Source organism: Thermoactinospora rubra (assembly GCF_002093975.1).
Taxonomy (GTDB): Bacteria; Actinomycetota; Actinomycetes; order Streptosporangiales; family Streptosporangiaceae; genus Nonomuraea; species Nonomuraea rubra_A.
This window is the reverse complement of record NZ_MSZZ01000005.1, coordinates 132516-151186: the sequence shown is the minus strand read 5'-3', so window position 1 is coordinate 151186 and position 18671 is coordinate 132516. Positions and strand designations below refer to the sequence as shown.

Annotated in this window: 16 protein-coding genes; 8 read left to right on the top strand and 8 right to left on the bottom strand. The window is 70.1% G+C overall.

The features are described 5' to 3' along the window. Positions 1-27 precede the first annotated feature (27 nt). From BSB02_RS17610 to BSB02_RS17600, 3 genes are all read left to right on the top strand, one after another. The gene (locus tag BSB02_RS17610) at positions 28-1479 is read left to right on the top strand and encodes a golvesin C-terminal-like domain-containing protein (protein ID WP_143590813.1); all 1452 of its coding nucleotides are present in this window, start codon (positions 28-30) and stop codon (positions 1477-1479) included. 117 nt (positions 1480-1596) lie between these two features. Then, on the top strand, positions 1597-2844 hold the full coding sequence (locus tag BSB02_RS17605) for a metal-dependent hydrolase family protein (RefSeq protein WP_084960069.1): 1248 nt from the start codon (positions 1597-1599) through the stop codon (positions 2842-2844). Continuing rightward, positions 2844-3449 carry a nitroreductase family protein gene (locus BSB02_RS17600; protein ID WP_084960068.1) on the top strand — a complete coding sequence of 202 codons (606 nt, stop codon included), beginning with the start codon at positions 2844-2846 and terminating at the stop codon, positions 3447-3449. The genes BSB02_RS17605 and BSB02_RS17600 overlap by 1 nt, the downstream gene beginning before the upstream one ends. Positions 3450-3455: 6 nt before the next feature. Here the strand turns inward: BSB02_RS17600 and BSB02_RS17595 are convergent, their stop codons facing one another. Beyond that, the gene (locus BSB02_RS17595) at positions 3456-4037 is read right to left on the bottom strand and encodes an HD domain-containing protein (protein WP_084960067.1); all 582 of its coding nucleotides are present in this window, start codon (positions 4035-4037) and stop codon (positions 3456-3458) included. A gap of 166 nt (positions 4038-4203) precedes the next feature. On the opposite strand from BSB02_RS17595, the gene BSB02_RS17590 reads away from it, so the two are divergent. Beyond that, complete coding sequence (locus BSB02_RS17590; RefSeq protein ID WP_240506484.1) at positions 4204-5835, top strand: heparinase II/III family protein; 1632 nt, start codon at positions 4204-4206, stop codon at positions 5833-5835. Between the two features lie 46 nt (positions 5836-5881). Here the strand turns inward: BSB02_RS17590 and cimA are convergent, their stop codons facing one another. Both cimA and BSB02_RS17580 read right to left on the bottom strand, forming a co-directional pair. Beyond that, entirely contained in the window at positions 5882-7459 is a 1578-nt protein-coding gene (gene cimA / locus BSB02_RS17585; protein WP_084960066.1) for a citramalate synthase, read from the bottom strand. A gap of 160 nt (positions 7460-7619) precedes the next feature. Beyond that, entirely contained in the window at positions 7620-8288 is a 669-nt protein-coding gene (locus BSB02_RS17580; RefSeq protein ID WP_084960065.1) for a DsbA family protein, read from the bottom strand. A gap of 23 nt (positions 8289-8311) precedes the next feature. Here BSB02_RS17580 and BSB02_RS17575 point away from each other — a divergent pair, with 23 nt between their 5' ends. Next, positions 8312-8950 carry an O-methyltransferase gene (locus tag BSB02_RS17575; protein ID WP_084960265.1) on the top strand — a complete coding sequence of 213 codons (639 nt, stop codon included), beginning with the start codon at positions 8312-8314 and terminating at the stop codon, positions 8948-8950. Between the two features lie 102 nt (positions 8951-9052). Then, positions 9053-9625 (top strand): Uma2 family endonuclease, encoded by a 573-nt coding sequence (locus tag BSB02_RS17570; protein WP_084960064.1) that lies wholly within the window; start codon positions 9053-9055, stop codon positions 9623-9625. On the opposite strand, the gene BSB02_RS17565 is transcribed toward BSB02_RS17570, so the two are convergent. Together BSB02_RS17565 and BSB02_RS17560 are read right to left on the bottom strand one after the other, a co-directional pair. Continuing rightward, positions 9626-10138: a hypothetical protein gene (locus tag BSB02_RS17565; RefSeq protein WP_084960063.1), complete on the bottom strand. Its 513-nt coding sequence runs from the start codon at positions 10136-10138 to the stop codon at positions 9626-9628. Continuing rightward, complete coding sequence (locus tag BSB02_RS17560) at positions 10126-10893, bottom strand: bestrophin-like domain (protein WP_084960062.1); 768 nt, start codon at positions 10891-10893, stop codon at positions 10126-10128. Before BSB02_RS17560 ends, BSB02_RS17565 begins: the two co-directional genes overlap by 13 nt. A 267-nt stretch (positions 10894-11160) precedes the next feature. On the opposite strand from BSB02_RS17560, the gene BSB02_RS17555 reads away from it, so the two are divergent. Further along, complete coding sequence (locus BSB02_RS17555) at positions 11161-12318, top strand: SRPBCC family protein (protein WP_143590811.1); 1158 nt, start codon at positions 11161-11163, stop codon at positions 12316-12318. 248 nt (positions 12319-12566) lie between these two features. On the opposite strand, the gene BSB02_RS17550 is transcribed toward BSB02_RS17555, so the two are convergent. Then, positions 12567-13535, bottom strand: a complete 969-nt coding sequence (locus BSB02_RS17550; RefSeq protein WP_143590809.1) for an NsdA family TPR-like regulatory protein — start codon at positions 13533-13535, stop codon at positions 12567-12569. A 1052-nt stretch (positions 13536-14587) separates the two neighbouring features. Between BSB02_RS17550 and BSB02_RS39710 the strand changes: the two genes are divergently transcribed. Continuing rightward, positions 14588-15817: a WD40 repeat domain-containing protein gene (locus tag BSB02_RS39710; protein WP_143590807.1), complete on the top strand. Its 1230-nt coding sequence runs from the start codon at positions 14588-14590 to the stop codon at positions 15815-15817. A 516-nt stretch (positions 15818-16333) separates the two neighbouring features. Here the strand turns inward: BSB02_RS39710 and BSB02_RS17545 are convergent. After that, positions 16334-17431, bottom strand: a complete 1098-nt coding sequence (locus BSB02_RS17545) for a branched-chain amino acid aminotransferase (RefSeq protein WP_084960059.1) — start codon at positions 17429-17431, stop codon at positions 16334-16336. 164 nt (positions 17432-17595) lie between these two features. After that, complete coding sequence (locus BSB02_RS17540) at positions 17596-18648, bottom strand: 3-isopropylmalate dehydrogenase (RefSeq protein ID WP_084960058.1); 1053 nt, start codon at positions 18646-18648, stop codon at positions 17596-17598. Positions 18649-18671 lie beyond the last annotated feature (23 nt).

The window sequence follows — 18671 nt, the reverse complement described above, 5'->3', positions numbered from 1 at the left end:
CGGTTCCTCACCCCCCGAAGGAGAGCCATGAAGCCCATCCGATTAGCGGCCGCCGTTGCCCTGGTCCTCCTCCTGTTCCAGGTCCAGCCCGCCCAGGCCGCCGCCCGCACCCCGCTTGACGCCGCCTTCGCCAAGGCCGCCCAGGCCTACGACGTGCCGCGCGACCTGCTCGTGGCCCTGGCCTACGCCGAGACCCGGCTGGACGACCACGAGGGCAAGCCCAGCGCCAGCGGCGGCTACGGCGTCATGCACCTGGTCAGCAACCCCACCACCAAGACGCTGGAGAAGGCCGCCGAGCTGACCGGCCGCAGCGTCGAGGAGCTGCGCACCGACACCGAGGCCAACATCCTCGGCGGCGCCGCCGTGCTGTCCTCGCTCGCCGAGGGCATCGACCGCAAGGACGTCGCCGCCTGGTACCCGGCCGTGGCCAAGTACGGCAACGCCTCCACCCCCGAGGTGGCGCGCCTGTACGCCGACGCGGTCTACGAGGTCCTCGCCAAGGGCGTGCAGGGCGAGGTCTCCGTCGCCGCCAACCCGGTCGCGCCCAAGCGCGGCGAGCTGGAGCACGCCCGCAGCTTCGCCGAGGTGCTCAGCACCGACTACCCGCCCGCCCACTGGGTGCCGGCCAACTCCGGCAACTACACCGTCTCCAGCCGCCCGTCGTCCTACGCGATCGACCGCGTGATCATCCACGTCACGCAGGGCTCCTACGCGGGCACGATCTCCTGGTTCCAGAACCCCAGCGCCAACGTCTCCGCCCACTACGTCATCCGCTCCTCCGACGGCGACGTGACGCAGATGGTGCGCGAGAAGGACATCGCCTGGCACGCGGGCAACTGGAACTACAACACCCGCTCCATCGGCATCGAGCACGAGGGCTGGGTCAGCCAGCCGTCGTGGTTCACCGAGGCGATGTACCGCGCCTCGGCCGCGCTGACCCGGGCCATCTGCGACAAGTACGGCATCCCCAAGACCCGCAGCTACATCATCGGGCACAACGAGGTGCCGGGCGCCACGCACACCGACCCCGGCCCCCACTGGGACTGGGGCAAGTACATGCAGTACGTCACCGGCGGCGGCGGGACCTGGTCCACCACCGTCGACAGTCCCACCGCCAGCGCCAACTGGGGCACCTCGACCTGGTCGGGCCAGAAGTACGGCGCCGACTACCGCTTCGCCAACCCCGAGGCGATCAGCGACCCGGCCTGGTTCCGCGCGAGCATCCCGAGCGCGGGCACCTACCGCGTGGACGTCTGGCACCCGGCCGACCCGGGTTACAACGACTCCACGCCGTACATCGTGGCCACCTCGAGCGGCAACCAGAGCGTGCGCGTCAACCAGCGCACCGGCGGCGGCACGTGGAAGTCGATCGGCACGTTCACGCTGAACGCCGGAACCTACAACGTCGTCGGCGTCAGCCGCTGGACCAGCGGCGTCGGCTACGTCATCGCCGACGCGGTCCGCATCACCCGGCTGTAGAGCCGTAGACGGGCTGGAAAGCCGGAGAGCTGGACAGCCGTGCAAGCGCCGCACGGGGAGGGGCGGACCCCTCACCACCGCCCCTCCCCGTGCGGGGTGCCGTACTAGATTCTCGCCATGGAGCGCATAACAGCAGATCTGCTCATTCCTGGCGACGGCGATCCCGTACGGCAGGGCACCGTGGTCGTCGACGACGGCGTGATCGTCTACGCGGGGCCGTCGGACGGCGCGCCCCCGGCCGACCCCCGGGCCGACGTCGAGACCCACGCGCCGGTCGTCATGCCGGGCCTGTGGGACTGCCACGGCCACCTGTTCGGCCTCACCGACCTGGAACCCGGCCGGGTGGCCACGGTGCCGATGCCGCTCAGGGCCGCCAGGTGCGTGCCGGACCTGCGTGCCGCCCTCGACGCGGGCGTCACCTCCGTCAGGGAGGTCGGCGGCCTGGGCGTCTACCTCGCGCCGGCCGTGGCCGACGGCTCGGTCGAAGGCCCCTCGATCTACCCCGCCGGCGCGATCCTGTCGGCCACCGGCGGCCACGGCGACCTGCACGGCCTGCCGCACTCGTGGGTGTGCGAGTACGGCGCGAGCGGCGGCGAGCTGCGCCTGGCCGACGGACCCGACGAGTGCGCGCGAGCGGTGCGCGAGCAGCTGCGGCGCAACGCCAAGGTCATCAAGATCTGCGCCTCCGGCGGCGTGCTGTCGGACCTGGACCACCCCATCCACCAGCAGTTCACCTTCGAGGAGATGCGCGCCATCGTCGAGGTGGCCGCCATGGCCGAGCGCTCGGTGGCCGCCCACTGCCACGGCAAGCCCGGCATGATCGCCGCGCTGGAGGCCGGGGTGCGGACGATCGAGCACGGCACCTTCCTGGACGAGGAGGTGTGCGACCTGATGCGGGAGAAGGACGCGCTGCTGGTCGCCACCCGCACCATCATCGACGAGCTCATCACCGACGCCTCGCTGCCGCCGATCTACATGGACAAGCTCAAGGCCGTGGCCGAGGTCCACGCCGACGCGGTCGCGCTGGCCCACTCGCGCGGGGTCAAGCTGGCCATGGGCACCGACATCTTCGTCAGCGGCCGGCACCGGCCCAACTCCTGGGGGCGCAACGGCCGCGAGCTGGTCCACCTGGTCGACTGCGGCCTGTCGCCGCTGGAGGCCATCCGGGCGGCCACCGCCCACGGCCCGCTGACGCTGGGCGCGCAGGCGCCGCGCAGCGGGATCCTCGCCGAGGGCTACGACGCCGACCTCATCACGCTGGCGGCCGACCCGCTGGCCGACATCTCGGTGCTGGCCGACCCCGCAAACGTCACCGGGGTCTGGAAGGCTGGGCGCCGGGTGAAGTCCGCGGCGAAGGGAGCCTGATGGAGTTTCAAGAGGTCGTCCGGCGGCGGCGCATGGTGCGCAACTACGACCCAGACCGGCCGGTGCCACCGGAGGTGCGGGAGCGGATCCTGGCCAACGCGCTGCACGCGCCGTCGGCGGGGTTCAGCCAGGGCTGGGCGTTCCTGGTGCTGGAGGAGCCCGCCGACATCGCGCGGTTCTGGGAGCTGTCCGCCGAGGACCCCGACGACCCGTGGGGCAAGGGCCTGCGCCGGGCGCCGCTGCTGATCATCCCGATGTCGTGCAAGCGGGCGTATCTGGAGCGCTACGCGGCGCCCGACAAGGGGTGGACCGACATGGACGAGTCGCGCTGGCCGGTGCCGTACTGGCACATCGACACGGGCTTCGCGTCGCTGCTCATGCTGCTGACCGCCGTCGACGAGGGGCTCGGGGCGTGCTTCTTCGGCATCCCGCCGGGCGACCGGACGACCAAGGTCAAGGCCGCGTTCGGGGTGCCCGACGACTACACGCCGATCGGGGTCGTCAGCATCGGGTACCGCGCGCACGACAAGCCGTCGCCGTCGCTGAAGCGCGGCAGGCGCCCGGTCGAGGAGGTCGTCCACCGCGGCGCCTGGGGCCGCCACTGAGGCGGGTCAGCCGTTGAGCGGGTTGCGCGCGAGCCTGTCGGGCAGGCCGCTGCGCACGAAGCCCGCGGCCAGGCTCGACGGCTTGCGCTCGCCCTGCTCCACCATGCACGCGGCGAACTCCTTGACCAGGTCCAGCCGCGGGTACTCGCGCAGCACCCGCTCGCGCACCTCGGCCGGGATCTCCTCGGTGCGCCGCCCGGAGATGTCCATGGCCGTGGACAGCTCCAGCAGGTGCCCCTCGGGGTCCTGCGTCACGTCCACCTCGTCCCACATGTGCCGGACGATGACCTGGGCGACCCGCTCGCGCCGCTGCGCCGGCCACCCGGCGCCCGCGCCGAAGACCCACGCCACGTGGCCGCCCGCCTCCTCGAAGGGCACCGTGTGGCTGTCGAACTCCGGCGTCATCCCGATGTCGTGGAGCATCGCGGCGACGTAGAGCAGCTCGGCGTCGAAGGCGATGCCGTTCCGCTCGGCGTGGTCGGCCGCCCACAGGTAGGCCCGGATGGAGTGGTTGAGCAGCGAGGGCGTGTGGTAGGCCGTGGCGACTTCGAGCGCGGCCCGGCAGGCGGGAGTGTCGGGAAAGTGCATGGCAGCGATTGTGTCCGGGGCTCCCGTGCCCGGCGAGCGGCCCGCGCGCCACTTAGCGATGAGATCCGGCCACCCGTAACGATCCCCGCACTCAACTTGACCATGGGCCTTCGACCCGAAAACATGTACGCCGCTCCCTCAGCACCTTTTCCTGGGAAGGACCCCCGTGCGCCGCCTCGCCGTACTCGCCCTCGCGCTGCCGCTCGTCCTCGGCGGTCTGACGGGGACGGCGCATGCGGCCAAACGCACCGCCCAGTGCCAGGGCGACTGGATCCCCGGCACGCCCACGGCCGACGACGTCATGCGCGGCGAGATCTCCCTGGTCGGCCTGCCCGCGTTCAAGCTCGGCAAGACCATCGACTGGGACGCCAGCCCCTACAAGAACCGTTCGTGGGAGTACGTCTTCCACTCGCTGCGCTGGATGGGCACGCTCGTGGTCGCCTACGAGAACACCGGCGAGAGGCGGTTCCTCGAACGCGCCAAGGAGATCACCGCCGACTGGGTCAAGCACAACAAGCCGGGCGCGGCCAAGCCGTACGTGTGGAAGGACCATCCGGTCTCGCTGCGCACCCAGGCCCTGGTGTGCCTCAGCATGCACGTCGACGAGAAGTGGCTGACCGACAGCCTCGCCCAGCACGCCGGATACCTGGCCAATCCGGCCCTGTACAAGAAGGGCCACAACCACGGCATCGACCAGGACATCGCGCTGTTCTCCATCGGCTGCCGCCTGCACCGCAAGGGCTGGGAGGACCTGGCGACCAGGCGCCTGACCGGCACGGTCAAGCTCGACGTCGACTCCCAGGGGGCGCTGCGCGAGCAGGCGCCGCGGTACGCCGTCTACGTGTACGGCAGGCTCCAGGTCGCGATGGCCAACATGAAGGCGTGCGACCGCAGGGTCCCGGCCGAGATCGCCAGGCGGGCCGAGTCGCTCAAGGACTTCATCGCCCACTCCACCCAGCCCAACGGCTACATGGTGCCGATCGGCGACGGCAGCGCCGAGACCGAGCCGAAGATGGACGCCGGGACGCCCGAGGCGAAGGTCAAGGTCTACCGCGCCGGCTACGTCTACGGCCGCACGGCCTGGGGCAAGCCGGAGTCGGCCTACTACTCCATCAGGTTCGGCCCGGGCATGAAGTACCACGGCCACGAGGACCACCTGGGCGTCACCTACTACGCGCAGGGCCGCGACATCCTCGTCGACGCGGGCTTCCACTCCTACGAGCGCAGCGCCTACCGCTACTGGACCATGTCCCCCGAGGCGCACAACGTCCCCACCGTCGTGGGCGCGCGTTTCCGCCCGCGCACCGCCAGCAGCCTGACCAAGGCGGTGTACGGCAAGGGCCGCCAGGCCTTCCGGCTGACCGACAAGGCCTACGGCGTGAGCCGCACCAGGTCGGTGCTGGTCAACCACGAGCAGGACGTGATGGCGGTGCGCGACACCGCGGGCGGCGGCAGGAAGGTGCGGTCGATCTGGCGCTTCGACGAGGCGCTCAAGCAGGTCTCCAGCGAGCGCGGGCACGTCGTGCTGGCCGACGGCAAGTTCAAGGTGTCGCTGGTGCAGCTGGCCTCGTGCAAGCCGGTCGGCGGGCAGCGGGTCGAGCGCGGCGGGAAGCTGGGCTGGGTGTCGCCCACCTACCTGTCCAAGACTCCCGCCACGGTCGTCGTCTCCCCCGCCGCCCCCGAGCTGCTCACGATCGTCGTGCCCGGCGTGGAGGACCCGCAGGTGCGCTGCTCGGGCGGCAAGGTGACGGTGCAGACCGCCACCGGTCCGGTGAGCTTCTCCAGCGACCTGCTCTGAGACCTCGCCGGCCCGGCTGGCCTCGTCGCCGCCCGGGCCGGGGGCGTCAGCCGGCCTCGCGGCCCGCCTTGAGCAGGCCGTACGTGACCGCCTGCTCCAGCGCCTGCCAGGAGGCCTCGATGATGTTCTCGGCCACGCCGACCGTGGCCCACTCGGCGGTGTCGTCGCTGGAGGTGATGAGGACCCGCGTGACCGCGCCCGTGCCGTGGGTGCCCTCGAGGATGCGGACCTTGTAGTCGACGAGCTCCAGCTTGGCCAGCTCGGGGTAGAGCTTCTCCAGCGCCAGCCGTACGGCCTTGTCCAGGGCGTTGACGGGGCCGTTGCCCTCGCCGGTGGCGACGATGCGCTCGCCCTTGGCGTGGAGCTTGACCGTGGCCTCGGAGACCAGCTCGCCGCCCTTGGCGCGCTCGACGATGACCCGCCAGGACTCCACCTCGAAGTGGCGGCGGCGCTCGCCGTGGACGGTGTCGCGGAGCAGCAGCTCGAAGGAGGCGTCGGCGGCCTCGAACGTGTAGCCCCTGGACTCCAGGTCCTTCACCCGCTCGACGAGGACCTTGGTCGTCTCCGGGGTGAGCTGGTAGCCCAGCTCCCGGCCCTTGAGCTCGACGCTGGCGCGGCCGGCCATGTCGGAGACGAGCATGCGCATGTCGTTGCCGACCAGGGCGGGGTCGATGTGCTGGTAGAGGTTCGGGTCGACCTTGATGGCGCTGGCGTGCAGCCCGGCCTTGTGCGCGAAGGCCGACATGCCGACGTACGGCTGGTGCGAGTTCGGCGTGACGTTGGTGACCTCGGTGATCGCGTGGGCGATGCGGGTCATGTCGGCCAGCGCCTGCGGCGGCACCAGGTCGAAGCCGCGCTTGAGCTGGAGGTTGGCCACGACGGTGAAGAGGTTGGCGTTGCCGGAGCGCTCGCCGTACCCGTTGGCGCAGCCCTGCACGTGCGTGGCGCCCGCCTTGACCGCCGCGAGCGTGTTGGCCACCGCGCAGCCGGTGTCGTCGTGGCAGTGGATGCCGACCCGGGCGCTGGTCTGCACGGCCTCATGCACGACCTCCGCCAGCTCGTCGGGCAGCATGCCGCCGTTGGTGTCGCACAGGGCGATGACGTCGGCCCCGGCTTCGGCGGCGGTGCGGACGACCTCCAGCGCGTAGGCTGGATTGGACCGGTAGCCGTCGAAGAAGTGCTCGGCGTCGAGGAAGACTCGCTGGCCCTCCGCACGAAGGTGAGAGACCGTGTCGCGGATCATCGCGAGGTTCTCCTGGAGGGTCGTGCGGAGGGCCAGCTCCACGTGCCGGTCGTGGCTCTTGGCGACAAGGGTCACGACCGGCGCGCCGGATTCGCGCAGAGCGGCCACCAGAGGGTCGTCGGCTGCCTTCACACCGGCCCGGCGGGTCGCGCCGAACGCGGCGAGCTGCGCGTGCTTCAGGTCCAGCTCCGTTCGAGCACGCCTGAAGAACTCTGTGTCCTTGGGGTTGGCGCCCGGCCAGCCCCCTTCGATGAAGCCGACGCCCAGGTCGTCCAGGTGACGCGCGATGGCGAGCTTGTCGGCGACGCTGAGGTTGAGCCCCTCCTGCTGAGCGCCGTCTCGCAGCGTGGTGTCGTAGACGTGGAAGCGGTCGTCGGCCATCTGTGAAGTCTCCCGGAAACGAAAAAGACCCCTCACGGACGTGAGAGGTCTGCGCGCTGGCTATGTCCCTGTCAGCCAGCGCGCCTGCCGATAATGAGCAGGCTCTTGAGCATGGTGCTTGCGAGTCTGCCACACCTGGCCAGCATTCGGCACATTGATCTCAGGATTCGAGATACCTTTTACCCATCCCGGTCACGAGCTGGGCGAGGGCTTTGGGTTCGAAGGCAAGCCCGCCCAGGTCCATGCCGTTGAGCCGGACCGTGGGGGTGCCCTCCAGGCTGGGGTTGTCCCTCAGGTGCGCCTGGGCCCGCTCCTGGCGCGTCACGCAGGCGTCGAACCCCGGCGAGCGCACGCCCACGCGCCTACCGGCCTCGACCAGGTCCTCGACCGCGAAACCGCCGGCCGTGCCGTGCGGTTCGGGCTGCATGCCGTACAGCTCGTCGCGGTAGGCGAGCCACTGCTCGGCGGGGACGCAGCGCGCGGCCGCGGCGGCGCGGACGGAGTTGGAGCGCATGGGCTCGTCCCGGAAGATCGTCACCGGGTGGAAGACGACCTTGACGCGGCCCTCGTCGGCGAGCCTCAGCAGCGTGGCGTTCACCCTGCGATGGAGCTCGCGGCAGACCGGGCAGTCGAAGTCCTCGTACAGGTCCAGCACGGGCTCGGTCACGCCCGGCCGGGCCAGCACGAGCGTGCCGTCGGGCTGGCGGGTGAGCGGCGCCTGTGCCGCGCGCGCCGCCTGCGCCGTCTGCGCGGGCTCCGAACCCCCGGCGAACGCCGTCCACGCCAGCACGGCCGCCAGCGCCAGGCCGACCGCCACCTTCTTCACCACGCCCGCTCCCTATGCTGTCGTCCATGACGTTCATCGACCCCGCCGTCGAGCAGTACATTCTGGACCACACGACACGCCATGACGAACTGCTGGCCGAGCTGGCCGCCGAGACCGCCCGGGTGACGGGCGCCAGCGCGAGCATGCAGATCTCGCCCGACGAGGGGCGCTTCCTCACCATGATCACCCAGCTGGTCAGGCCGGAGGTGGCGGTGGAAGTCGGCACGTTCACGGGCTACTCGTCGCTGTGCATCGCCCGCGGGCTGTCGGGCGGGCGGCTGCACTGCTTCGACGTCAGCGAGGAGTGGACGTCCATCGCGCGGCGCTACTGGGAGCGGGCCGGGGTCGGCGACCGCATCACGCTCACCCTCGGCCCGGCCACCGAGACGCTGCACGACCTGAAGGGACCGGTGGACCTGGCGTTCATCGACGCCGACAAGGGCAACTACCCGGCGTACTACGAGCTGATCATGGCTCGGATGGAGCCGGGCGGTCTGATCCTGGTGGACAACACGCTGTGGAGCGGGCACGTCGCGGACCCGGCGAAGGACGACGAGACGACGGTGCAGATCCGGGAGTTCAACGACCTGGTGATGAACGACCCCCGGGTGACGACCGTCATGCTGCCGATCCGCGACGGCGTCACCATGATTCGAAAGAACTGACGATTACTTTGCCGATTCCCGCCCGGGGCTTGGATCGAGCGGCTACCTTGTGTGTCGCGCCAAGCACTTTCCGTTCGCCTCTCGGGAGGGGATGATGAACCCATGGCTAAGCTGCTGGACCGCCCTACCACGGAGACTCCGCCGGTGCAGGATCTCTATCAGCAGGTGTGCGACCTGTTCCCCAAGCATCGTGTCGAGCTCATCAGCGGCCGGATCGTGGTGAGCGAGATGCCGACCGGAGTCCACAACAAGATCATCGGACGGCTCATTCTGCAGATCGCCGCCTTTCTCGCCGAACGGGGCTGGGAACCCTGGCCACTCATCAAGGTCTTCATGGGTGCGCAGAGCGATCGCTACATTCCCGATCTCGTGGTCGTCGCTTCGAATCCTCGCATGTGGGGTGAGGACGAGGTCTACGCGGATCACGTACTCATGGCGGTCGAGGTCGTCTCATCCAGCAGCATTCATGACGACTACGAGATCAAGCCCAAGAACTACGCCGCGGGCGGCGTGCCGCTGCTCCTGCGCATCGACCCGCTGAAGAACACCGCCTGCCTCTTCAGCCATCCCGCCAAGGCCGGCTACCGCGACCAGCACCATGTCGAGATCGGCGAGCCCCTCCAGCTCCCCGAGCCCTGGAACCTCACCCTCGACACCGGCAAGCTGATCGACTGATCACCGCGCGAACGCCAGCGCCGTCCCCGTCGCGATCGCCGACACCAGCACCACGACGACCGCCAGCGTGGTCAGCGGATTGCGGCGGCGAGGCGGGGAAGCGGCGGCGTGGGGTTTGCGGGCGACCACGATCGACGGCCTCGGCGTCGCGGGCGCGGTCTTCGCCGGCGTGGGCACGACCTCCCGGACGACGGGACGCGGCGTGGCCGGGCGGCGCACGGGCGGCCTCGGCCGGAACGTGGGCGTCGGCCTGGGCGAGGGCCGGACCTGCGAGGGCGTGGGCGTGGGCCGGCAGACCCCGCAGGGCGGAGGCTCGGCGCACTCCTCGCCGGGACACCCGCACCCCAGCCGGATGGACACCAAGGACGCCACGTCGAGGCACAACGACACGTCGATCCCGCCGTCGGCCCTCTCGATCCCGCGGTCGGCCACCGCGGCGGGCGCGGCGGCCACCGCCGTCAGCAGCACCAGGAGTACGGCTGCCGCCACCCGGACCACGGTCAGCCGCTCCACGAGATGCGCTGGAGCTCCGACAGCACGCCCACGAAGGCGTCGGGCCGCACGGCCAGCGCCCCGGTGAAGACGCGCGAGATGTCCATGGTCAGGTAGACCCCCGCCCCCAGCATCGCGGCCATCAGCGCGAGCGGTGCCAGCGCCATGCCGCGTGGCCGGGCCCCGCCGAGCAGCGGCAGCACGGTCACGGCGAGCCCCGTGAGGACCGTGATCACCAGCAGCCCGCGCGGCGGCGTCGTGGCGGCGTCCATGGCCCGCTGGCGCCGGGCGGCGGAGATGTCGCCGACGCGCTGGAGCACCTCGGCCCTGGCGTCCTGCGCCTCCTGCCCACGCGGGTCGAGCCCGGCGACGGTGCGGCGGATGTCCTCCAGCCGCCACCAGCCCTCAGGGCTGAGCCTGCCCTCGGCCATGAGCGCCCACTCGGTGTCCTTGACGAACTTGGCGTAGTCCAGCAGGCGGTTGCGCACCGCCTGGCCGTCGGGATCCGGGATCCGCGCCGCGGCCCACGACGCCTCGGCGATCGCCTGCGACTCGGCATAGGTGTTGAGCCGGGCCGCGTCGGCCGTGGTCCACGGCACCACGATGGCGATGGCGAAGGCGATGAGGAACAGCGCCGAGATCATCGCGCCGGAGTGCCCGACGGTGGGACCGCCGGGATCGCCGTCGTCGGCGGCCCGTCGCGCCCGCCTGGTCAGGACGGCGGCGATCGCCACCACGGCGAGCGCGCATCCGGCGGCCATGAGGTACTCAGGCATGCCACCCCCAGTGCCAGAATGACTACGGAGGGAAAGATTACCATCACATGATGTAGTCGAGGCTAGGCATGCCTGACCCCGGGAATGCTCCCATTCCGGCTCGCCGGCTCTAGGCTGGGTCTCGGTTGGACCGGCGGCTCCGATCCTTCCCCCTCCGATCGGGGCCGCCGGTGCGACTGCCCGAACACCCTCCATCACTCCGCCGTAGCCGGTTAGCACGGGTACGAGGCCGGGTAGCGCCCGGAAAAGAGGAGGGAAGTGATCGTCATGCGCACGACAGCACGCCGGTCACCATGGGGCAGAGCAGCCGGCGCCGCGGGGGCGGGAGCCTGCGTCGGCGCTGTGGGCGCCTACTTCATGGACCCCGACCGGGGCAGGGCCCGCCGGGCGCGGGCGCGCGACCAGATGGCGCACACGACGCACGAGGTGATGGGCGGCTTGGGGGTGCTCGGCCGCGACCTCGCCAACCGCAGCAAGGGGTTGGCCGCCACGGCGCGTTACCGCTTCGCCGGCCGCGAGGCCGACGACCGCATCCTGTTCGAACGTGTCCGCGCGCAGCTGGGCCTCTACCTCGGCCATCCGCATGCCGTCGAGGTCCAGGTGGAGGACGGCATGGTCAGGCTGTCCGGCGACGTGCTCGCCGGAGAGGACCAGCGGGTGCGCCGCGCCGTACGCCGCATCCCGGGCGTTCGCGACGTCGACATCCGCTGGCGGGTCCACCGCGACGCCTCCGGCGTCCCCACGCTGCAGGGCCCCGGCCGCGCCCGCCGCCCGGTGCCCGAACTGCTCCAGGAGCACTGGTCGCCCACCGCCCGCTTCCTGGCCGGTACGGCTGCCGCCTCGCTGTGGGGCATGTCCCGGCGCATGCCGGCGCCGCTCGCGTGGACCATGCGCTGCGCGGGCTCGGTGCTGGCGGCACGGGCGGCGACGAACCTGCCCCTGCGGCGGCTCACGGGCATCAACGCGGGACGGCGAGCCGTGGACGTGACCGACGCGATCTCGATCGCCGCGCCGCCCGAGCAGATCTGGCCGCTCGTGAGCGACTACTCCATGTTCGAGCAGATCCTGCCGGACGTCCGGCAGGTCCGCCGCTCGGAGGACGGCACGAGGTCGCACTGGGAGATCAGCGGCCCCGCCGGCATCCCGGTCCGCTTCGACGCCGTCGAGACGGCCCGCGAGGAGGGCAGGCGGATCGCGTGGAAGACCGTCGACGGCCAGCTGATCGCGCACACGGGCGCGGTCCGGCTGGACCCGGAGGAGGGCGGCGGCACTCGCGTCCAGGTGCAGCTCGCGTACAACCCGGTCGCGGGCGCGGCGGGACACGCGGTGGCGCGCCTGCTCGGCGCGGACCCGGCCAGGAAGCTGCGCGAGGATCTCACGCGGCTGAAGGAGCACATCGAGGGGCGGCAGCGGGTCAGGGTGTGAATCCTCGGCGAGTGCGGTTGCTCGTTCTGGTGAGGTGGCGGGGCCGTGGATCCAAGGCCCCGCCCTTTCTCCGGCCTTCCACGGGCGTCATGGCCGAGTATCGTCGGCCACCTCGCGAACTCCTGGACCGCACACCTGTGAACGCCTGGACCATGCGTCGCCGGCGGCCGATGCCGAGAGACGCCGTGGACGACCTCGGTGAGGTCGTACGGGATGCTCGGTGAGGTCGCACGGGATGGCGAGCGGCGTCACGACGAGCGCCGGCCCTGGCTGCGCCCGCCTGGCCATGAGGCTCTCGGCGCCCAGGGAGCCTGAACGGGTTTCAGAAGCAGCGCAAGCTCGCGGGTGTGCGTGGGGTCGTAACGGCCCAGGACATCTCGCAGGAGCGGTACGGCACGCAGCGGGCGGCGCAGCTCGGTGTAGACCCGGGCCTCCATGACCTGGAGCTCGCCGGCGTCCACCCAGTAGAGATAGCCCGGGGCGGCCTCACCGTTGCGCTCGCCGATGGCCGCCTCCGCCTCGCCGAGGGCGCGCATGGCCTCTTGAGCGTTCCCGGCTCGGGTCTGTGCCCAGGCCAGCCGGTCCCAGGCCAGCGCGCGGGCCTGGGCGGGCGCGTGTGGTTCGGCCACGGATACGGACGCCTGCGCCAGCTCGACGGCCTCGCCGGGATCGCCGCTGTTGGTCACCTGGTAGGCCAGGGACCCGATGAGGTTGGACTCCAGGGTGCGATCCCCCGCCTCGCGGGCCGCGCCGATCCCCAGACGGTAGGTGCGGGCCGCCTGCTCGTGCGCTCCGGCGTCGCTGGCGATCCATCCCGTGATCTGCGCAAGCTCGCCGATGCCGACCAGCAGGGCGCGCCCCGTCTCTGCGGTGAAGCTGCTCCCCCGGTAGAGGCGCACGGCGGTGTCCAGCTCCCGGAAGGCGAGCCGGATCAGATCCTTGCCCGCGATCACATCGTCGGCCAGGCGCAGGCCGTGAACCCGGGCGGACAGATCGACGGCAGTGCTCTTCCCCAGCCGCCGGCCGCCGCGGCTGGCATGAGGGGTGAGGCGTTCGCCGTCACCGAGCAATCGCGCGAGTACCTCATCCGGGCTGGTGGCCGGTGCGTCCTGGGGCGTCTGGAACAGCTCGGCCTCGCTGGCGTCGAACACTCGGCACAGCAGGAGCCGGTAGGGGTCCTTCGGCTGGTGCCGTCCGGCTTCCCAATCCTTGATCATCCGGATCAGGGACTCGCGCTCGGGCAACCGGGCGTGATCGGCCGCGACCTCGGCCAGCCGCCTGGCCAGATCCCGCTGAGTCCACAGGCGCTCTCGCCGCTCGGCGCGCAGGCGTACGGCCCAGGCGTGCGTCTCCCCCAGTCTCCCCCACTCGCACGGGTACGGCCTGGCCGCGATCTCCGTCTGGGTCGGGCTGGTGGCCTTGGTGCGACGGCGAACACATCTGGTGGCGCTCCGGCTGGGACGAACGGCGTAAGCGGCCGGTCTACGCCTGGCATCCGGCCCGCGAGCCGAGCCGTGCCGCGCGCCGTATCGCGTTCCGGTATCGAGACCTGCGGGCCACACGTCCCCTCCCGGTGCCGCTCCAGGGACAGGGGGATGGCTCCTGATGTACGCGGTGCCGGTCCTGTTCTCCCTGACCAGTGGTTCGCCCAGCCCGCAATACGTCCGGGACTGCCTGGTCGCCTTCTTCGGCTCCCGAGAGAACGCCTTGGCCAGTCCGGACGGCCGCGCGGTGCGCTTCCAGCCTTCCGGGTGCGCTGGAACGATGCCGCCTCCCGCGCCGCCGTACCACCCGGCGTGGGCCGGATCATTCCACGGCCCACTCCTCCCCCGCCCCCGCACAGCCGCCCGATTGTGCGTCCCGACCGAGGGGTCAACTCCGGCTTCCACGCGGCCATACCCATGCCGTACAGATGGGGTTGACGCCGACCGAGGGACACGAGCAATGGGCGCGAGGTACGGGCAGCAATCCATGTATGCCAAGCACGGGGGTGAAAGCATCGTTTGGTCTCCGCTGATTGCATGCTTCTTTCCGAATGGGCACACGATCCTGTGGTGGATCTCAGCCGGTGACGAATAGGGCTGTCGGTGGCGACTCACGTACCGTCACCGGCTGGAAGCATCGATGTCGGCAGATTCGTTGAATCTCCGCTGACTCGTGCGCGCCCCTCCCCAGCCCCGTATGGTCCAAACCTGTGATCTAGTCGTGACAGCCCTGACCTACAGTGATCCTTCGGAATCGTCCGGGGCGGAGGTGCGGGTACTCGACCATGTCAGTCGATGTGAACGATCCAGGACCCAACGGGGAGAACGGGTTCGACGTCAGGGCCCGCGATATGCGGCGCACTTCCAAGCATGGCTTGGCGCGATGGGCCGGCGTTCTGGGAGTCCTCTGCTTCCTTGCAGGCGGTCTCCTCTATTTGAATCGTGACACCAACACCCGGTCCGATGCCTGGGAGTGGAATCCCGAGCCCTATGACCCGCCTGTGCAATATGCATTCGTGCCGGAGAACGCCGAGTGCCACAGCTGGTTTTCTCGCCCCGAGGACGAGGAAACCGAGCCTCCATTGATTACGTGCACGGAGTGGCGGTTGCGGGTCAACTACACGCGCGGCAGAGGAAACCAGAGTATAGGCATTCCCTATGCTGCTGGTTGTGGCGGCTACAGAGGAGAAGCCAGCGTAGGCGACGATGATTGCACGAGCGACATTCAACTCTACGATGCGGCTAGCCAGGTGGAACTAAGCCGTAGCGAACGCCGAGGCATGCCGCTCCGAGTGTCCCGCGACGGCCATCGCGTTGCCTACCTCAGCAAGAAATATCTGCAGCTTGTCGGATGGGATCTGCCGTCAGCTCAGATGAAGCCCATCTCTCCGCGTCTCGACGCCCGGGCACTTGACGACCTTCGCGGCGTGGAGATATCACACGACGGCGAGTTTTTCGCAGTCTCGTTCGCCGGCAGTCAGCCCCGCCTGCTGATCACGGAGTTCTCCACCGGCAAGACCACGACACTACCAGGCTTTTGTGGCGTTCTTGGGCTCAGCAACTCCGCGTCCCGCATCGCCGCACATAAAGAGTGCTCTGACGACGACCTCACTCCAGCCGGCACAGTTACCATCTTGAAACGCGATGGTACGGTCGTCGGCGAGTGGACTGGAGCCCAGTTCGTAGGCAACCTTTCTCCAGACGGCCGCTTTCTTGTCGCCATACACTCCAGCATCGGCGCCGACGATGACGAGTATCTCATCACTCATGATGCCGTGACGGGAAAGATCATCAAAAAGCTGAGGCTTCGACTGCTGTCAGAGCCCAGCGACGCGATCGGCTACGCCTGGCTAAATAAATCTGAATACATCGTTCAAGCTGAAACGCCGGAGCCAGGGGGATCTTTCGGCTATTACCGGGTAAATGTTGAGTCCGGCGCCTCACGCAGGATACGGGATCTGGGCTTGAACCCCGGTGAAGCCGTATCCCTGGGTTCGGTGTTTATTGAGAGCTGAAGCGAGGCCTCATCCGAGCCTCTCCGCTCTCCTTCGTCCACCCGGAGCTCATCCGGGGTCCACCGGAGGGCAGGCGGGCCAGGGGTCAAGGCTGGAGGCCCCCGCTGGAGGAACGATCTTGGCTTCTGGCCCTGGTCTGCTCGGGCTTACCGCAGCCACCGACGACCGTGATCACGTCCGCCGTCATCCCGGAGCCGAGTCCGCCGGTGGCACTTACCATGGGGGCACGCACGCTGCCGCATCTCGGGTGACACTCTGTCCAAGTCATGACGCTGATCGCGTCCGCTGCTCTCGCCGGGCCGCGCTGCTCCCGCGTGAGTCGGCTCCGAAGGCCGCACGCTCGCGCGGAGAGGCGCCGCCAGGGCACGCAACCAGGATGGGCATCAGGCGCGTAGGGGTTCAGGCGCACGACAGGTTTTCAAGCGAGGGGCGCAGCCCCGAGCGGTACGCCGCCAGGCGCGTGGAAGTCCAGGCGCGCAACGGGTGGGCGAAGGCGCCTGGACTTCCCGAAACGAGCTAAGCGATCTTGTGGATCCACCCGTGCCGGTCGGGACGCATGCCGTACTGGATGCCGAGCAGTTCCTCCCGGATCCGCATGGTCACCGGCCCCGGCGTCCCGTCACCCACCGTCCAGGCCCGGTCGGCGCCCTTGACCGTCCCCACGGGCGTGACGACGGCCGCGGTTCCGCACGCGAACACCTCGGTGAGCTCCCCGGACTCGCATCCGGCCTGCCACTCCTCGATGGAGATGCGGCCCTCCACGGCTTCGAGGCCGAGGTCCCCGGCCAGGGTGAGGATGGAGTCGCGCGTGATGCCCGGCAGGAGCGTGCCCGTGAGCGCCGGGGTGAGCAGCTTGTCGCCGAAGACGAAGAACAGGTTCATCCCGCCCATCTCCTCGACGAACCGGTGCTCGACCGCGTCCAGCCAGACCACCTGGTCGCATCCCTGCTCGACCGCCTGCCGCTGGGCGACGAAGGCCGCCGCGTAGTTGCCGCCGCACTTGGCCGCGCCCGTGCCGCCGGGCGCGGCGCGCGTGTACTCGGTCGACAGCCACACCGAGACCGGCTTGATCCCGCCCGCGAAGTAGGAGGCGGCCGGCGAGGCGATGACCATGAAGCGGTAGCTCTTGGACGGGTAGTTCACGCCCAGGCCGACCTGGGTGGCGATGACGAAGGGGCGCAGGTAGAGGCTGTGTCCCTCGGTCGTGGGCACCCACTCGCGGTCGGTCTGGACGAGCAGCTCGAGCGACTCGACGAAGGTCTCCTCGGGCAGTTCCGGCATCGCCATGCGCCGGCAGGACTTGTTGAAGCGCGCGGCGTTGGCGTAGGGGCGGAAGGTCACGATCGAGCCGCCGGCCTGGCGGTACGCCTTGAGCCCCTCGAAGAGCTCCTGCGCGTAGTGGAACACCGCGGTGGCCGGGTCGAGGACGAGCGGCGCGTACGGCTGGAGCCGCGCGTCGTGCCAGCCGCGCTCCTCGGTGTAGTCGATCGCGATCATGTGGTCGGTGAAGTATTGGCCGAAGCCGGGGTTGGCCAGTACCTGCTCGCGCTCGGCCGCGGTGCGAGCGTGGTCGGAGAGCTGCACGTGGAAGCTGAGCTGCGAAGCGGTGGTCATGGCGGAAATCCTTCTCTTTGCTGTGCGGACGTGAACCCATCCTGCGTTGCACAGGGTAGGGCATTTACTAGGACGTAAAAAGAACGCCTGGTGGCTCTGCTGCCACCAGGCGTTGGGTGAGGCGAGGCGGCCGAGCCCTGAAGGCGCCCGGCCGCGTGCGGCGGTCAGGCGCCGCCGGCTACTCGTGCCGCGATGTCGTCGCCGATCTCGTGGGTGGTGCGGGCCTGCCACCCGGTCTGGCGCTCGATGATGTCGTCGGCCACGGCCTGCTCGACGCGGGCCGCCTCGGCGGTCAGGCCGAGGTGGTCCAGGAGCATGGCGACCGACAGGATGGTCGCGGTGGGGTCGGCCTTGCCCTGACCGGCGATGTCGGGCGCGCTGCCGTGGACCGGCTCGAACATGCTGGGCGCGGTGCGGTCGGGGTTGACGTTGCCGCTGGCGGCCAGGCCGATGCCGCCGGCGATGGCCGCGCCGATGTCGGTGATGATGTCGCCGAAGAGGTTGTCGGTGACGATCACGTCGAAGCGCTGCGGCTGGTTGACGAAGAACATCGAGGCCGCGTCGATGTGCTGGTAGTCGGTGGTGACGTCGGGGAACTCGGCGGCGACGCGGTTGACGGTGCGCTGCCACAGGTCTCCGGCGTAGGTCAGCACGTTGGTCTTGTGGACGAGCGTGAGCTTCTTGCGGGGACGCGCGGCGGCCTTGGCGAAGGCGTAGCGGACCACGCGCTCGACGCCGTAGGCGGTGTTGAACGACTCCTGGGTGGCGATCTCCTGCGGCGTGCCGCGCCGCAGGACGCCGCCCGCGCCCGCGTAGAGCCCCTCGGTGCCCTCACGGACGACGATCATGTCGATGTCCTCGGGCCGGGTGTCGGCGAGCGGGGTCTCCACGCCGGGGAAGAGCTTGACCGGGCGCAGGTTGACGTAGTGGTCGAGCTCGAAGCGCAGGCGCAGCAGCAGGTCGCGCTCCAGGACGCCGGGCGGCACGCTGGGGTCGCCGACGGCGCCGAGCAGGATGGCGTCGTAGCCGCGCAGCTCCTCGAGGACGGAGTCGGGCAGGGTCTCGCCGGTGCGGTGGTAGCGGGCCGCGCCGAGGTCGTAGTGAACGGTTTCGACCTTGGCGGCGACCGCGCCGAGGACCTTGAGCCCTTCGGCGACGACCTCGGGGCCGATCCCGTCTCCGGGGATGACGGCCAGGCGGATGTTGCTCGACTCCATGGAGGTACCTTACCGGGTCCGTC

Coding starts and splice junctions, on each gene's coding strand:
- BSB02_RS17540 (WP_084960058.1), bottom strand. CDS start 18,648: ATGGAGTCGAGCAACATCCGCCTGGCCGTCATCCCCGGAGACGGGATC.
- BSB02_RS17595 (WP_084960067.1), bottom strand. CDS start 4,037: ATGCACTTTCCCGACACTCCCGCCTGCCGGGCCGCGCTCGAAGTCGCC.
- BSB02_RS17605 (WP_084960069.1), top strand. CDS start 1,597: ATGGAGCGCATAACAGCAGATCTGCTCATTCCTGGCGACGGCGATCCC.
- BSB02_RS17575 (WP_084960265.1), top strand. CDS start 8,312: ATGACGTTCATCGACCCCGCCGTCGAGCAGTACATTCTGGACCACACG.
- cimA (WP_084960066.1), bottom strand. CDS start 7,459: ATGGCCGACGACCGCTTCCACGTCTACGACACCACGCTGCGAGACGGC.
- BSB02_RS17610 (WP_143590813.1), top strand. CDS start 28: ATGAAGCCCATCCGATTAGCGGCCGCCGTTGCCCTGGTCCTCCTCCTG.
- BSB02_RS17550 (WP_143590809.1), bottom strand. CDS start 13,535: ATGATCAAGGATTGGGAAGCCGGACGGCACCAGCCGAAGGACCCCTAC.
- BSB02_RS17600 (WP_084960068.1), top strand. CDS start 2,844: ATGGAGTTTCAAGAGGTCGTCCGGCGGCGGCGCATGGTGCGCAACTAC.
- BSB02_RS17545 (WP_084960059.1), bottom strand. CDS start 17,431: ATGACCACCGCTTCGCAGCTCAGCTTCCACGTGCAGCTCTCCGACCAC.
- BSB02_RS39710 (WP_143590807.1), top strand. CDS start 14,588: ATGTCAGTCGATGTGAACGATCCAGGACCCAACGGGGAGAACGGGTTC.
- BSB02_RS17555 (WP_143590811.1), top strand. CDS start 11,161: ATGCGCACGACAGCACGCCGGTCACCATGGGGCAGAGCAGCCGGCGCC.
- BSB02_RS17560 (WP_084960062.1), bottom strand. CDS start 10,893: ATGCCTGAGTACCTCATGGCCGCCGGATGCGCGCTCGCCGTGGTGGCG.
- BSB02_RS17570 (WP_084960064.1), top strand. CDS start 9,053: ATGGCTAAGCTGCTGGACCGCCCTACCACGGAGACTCCGCCGGTGCAG.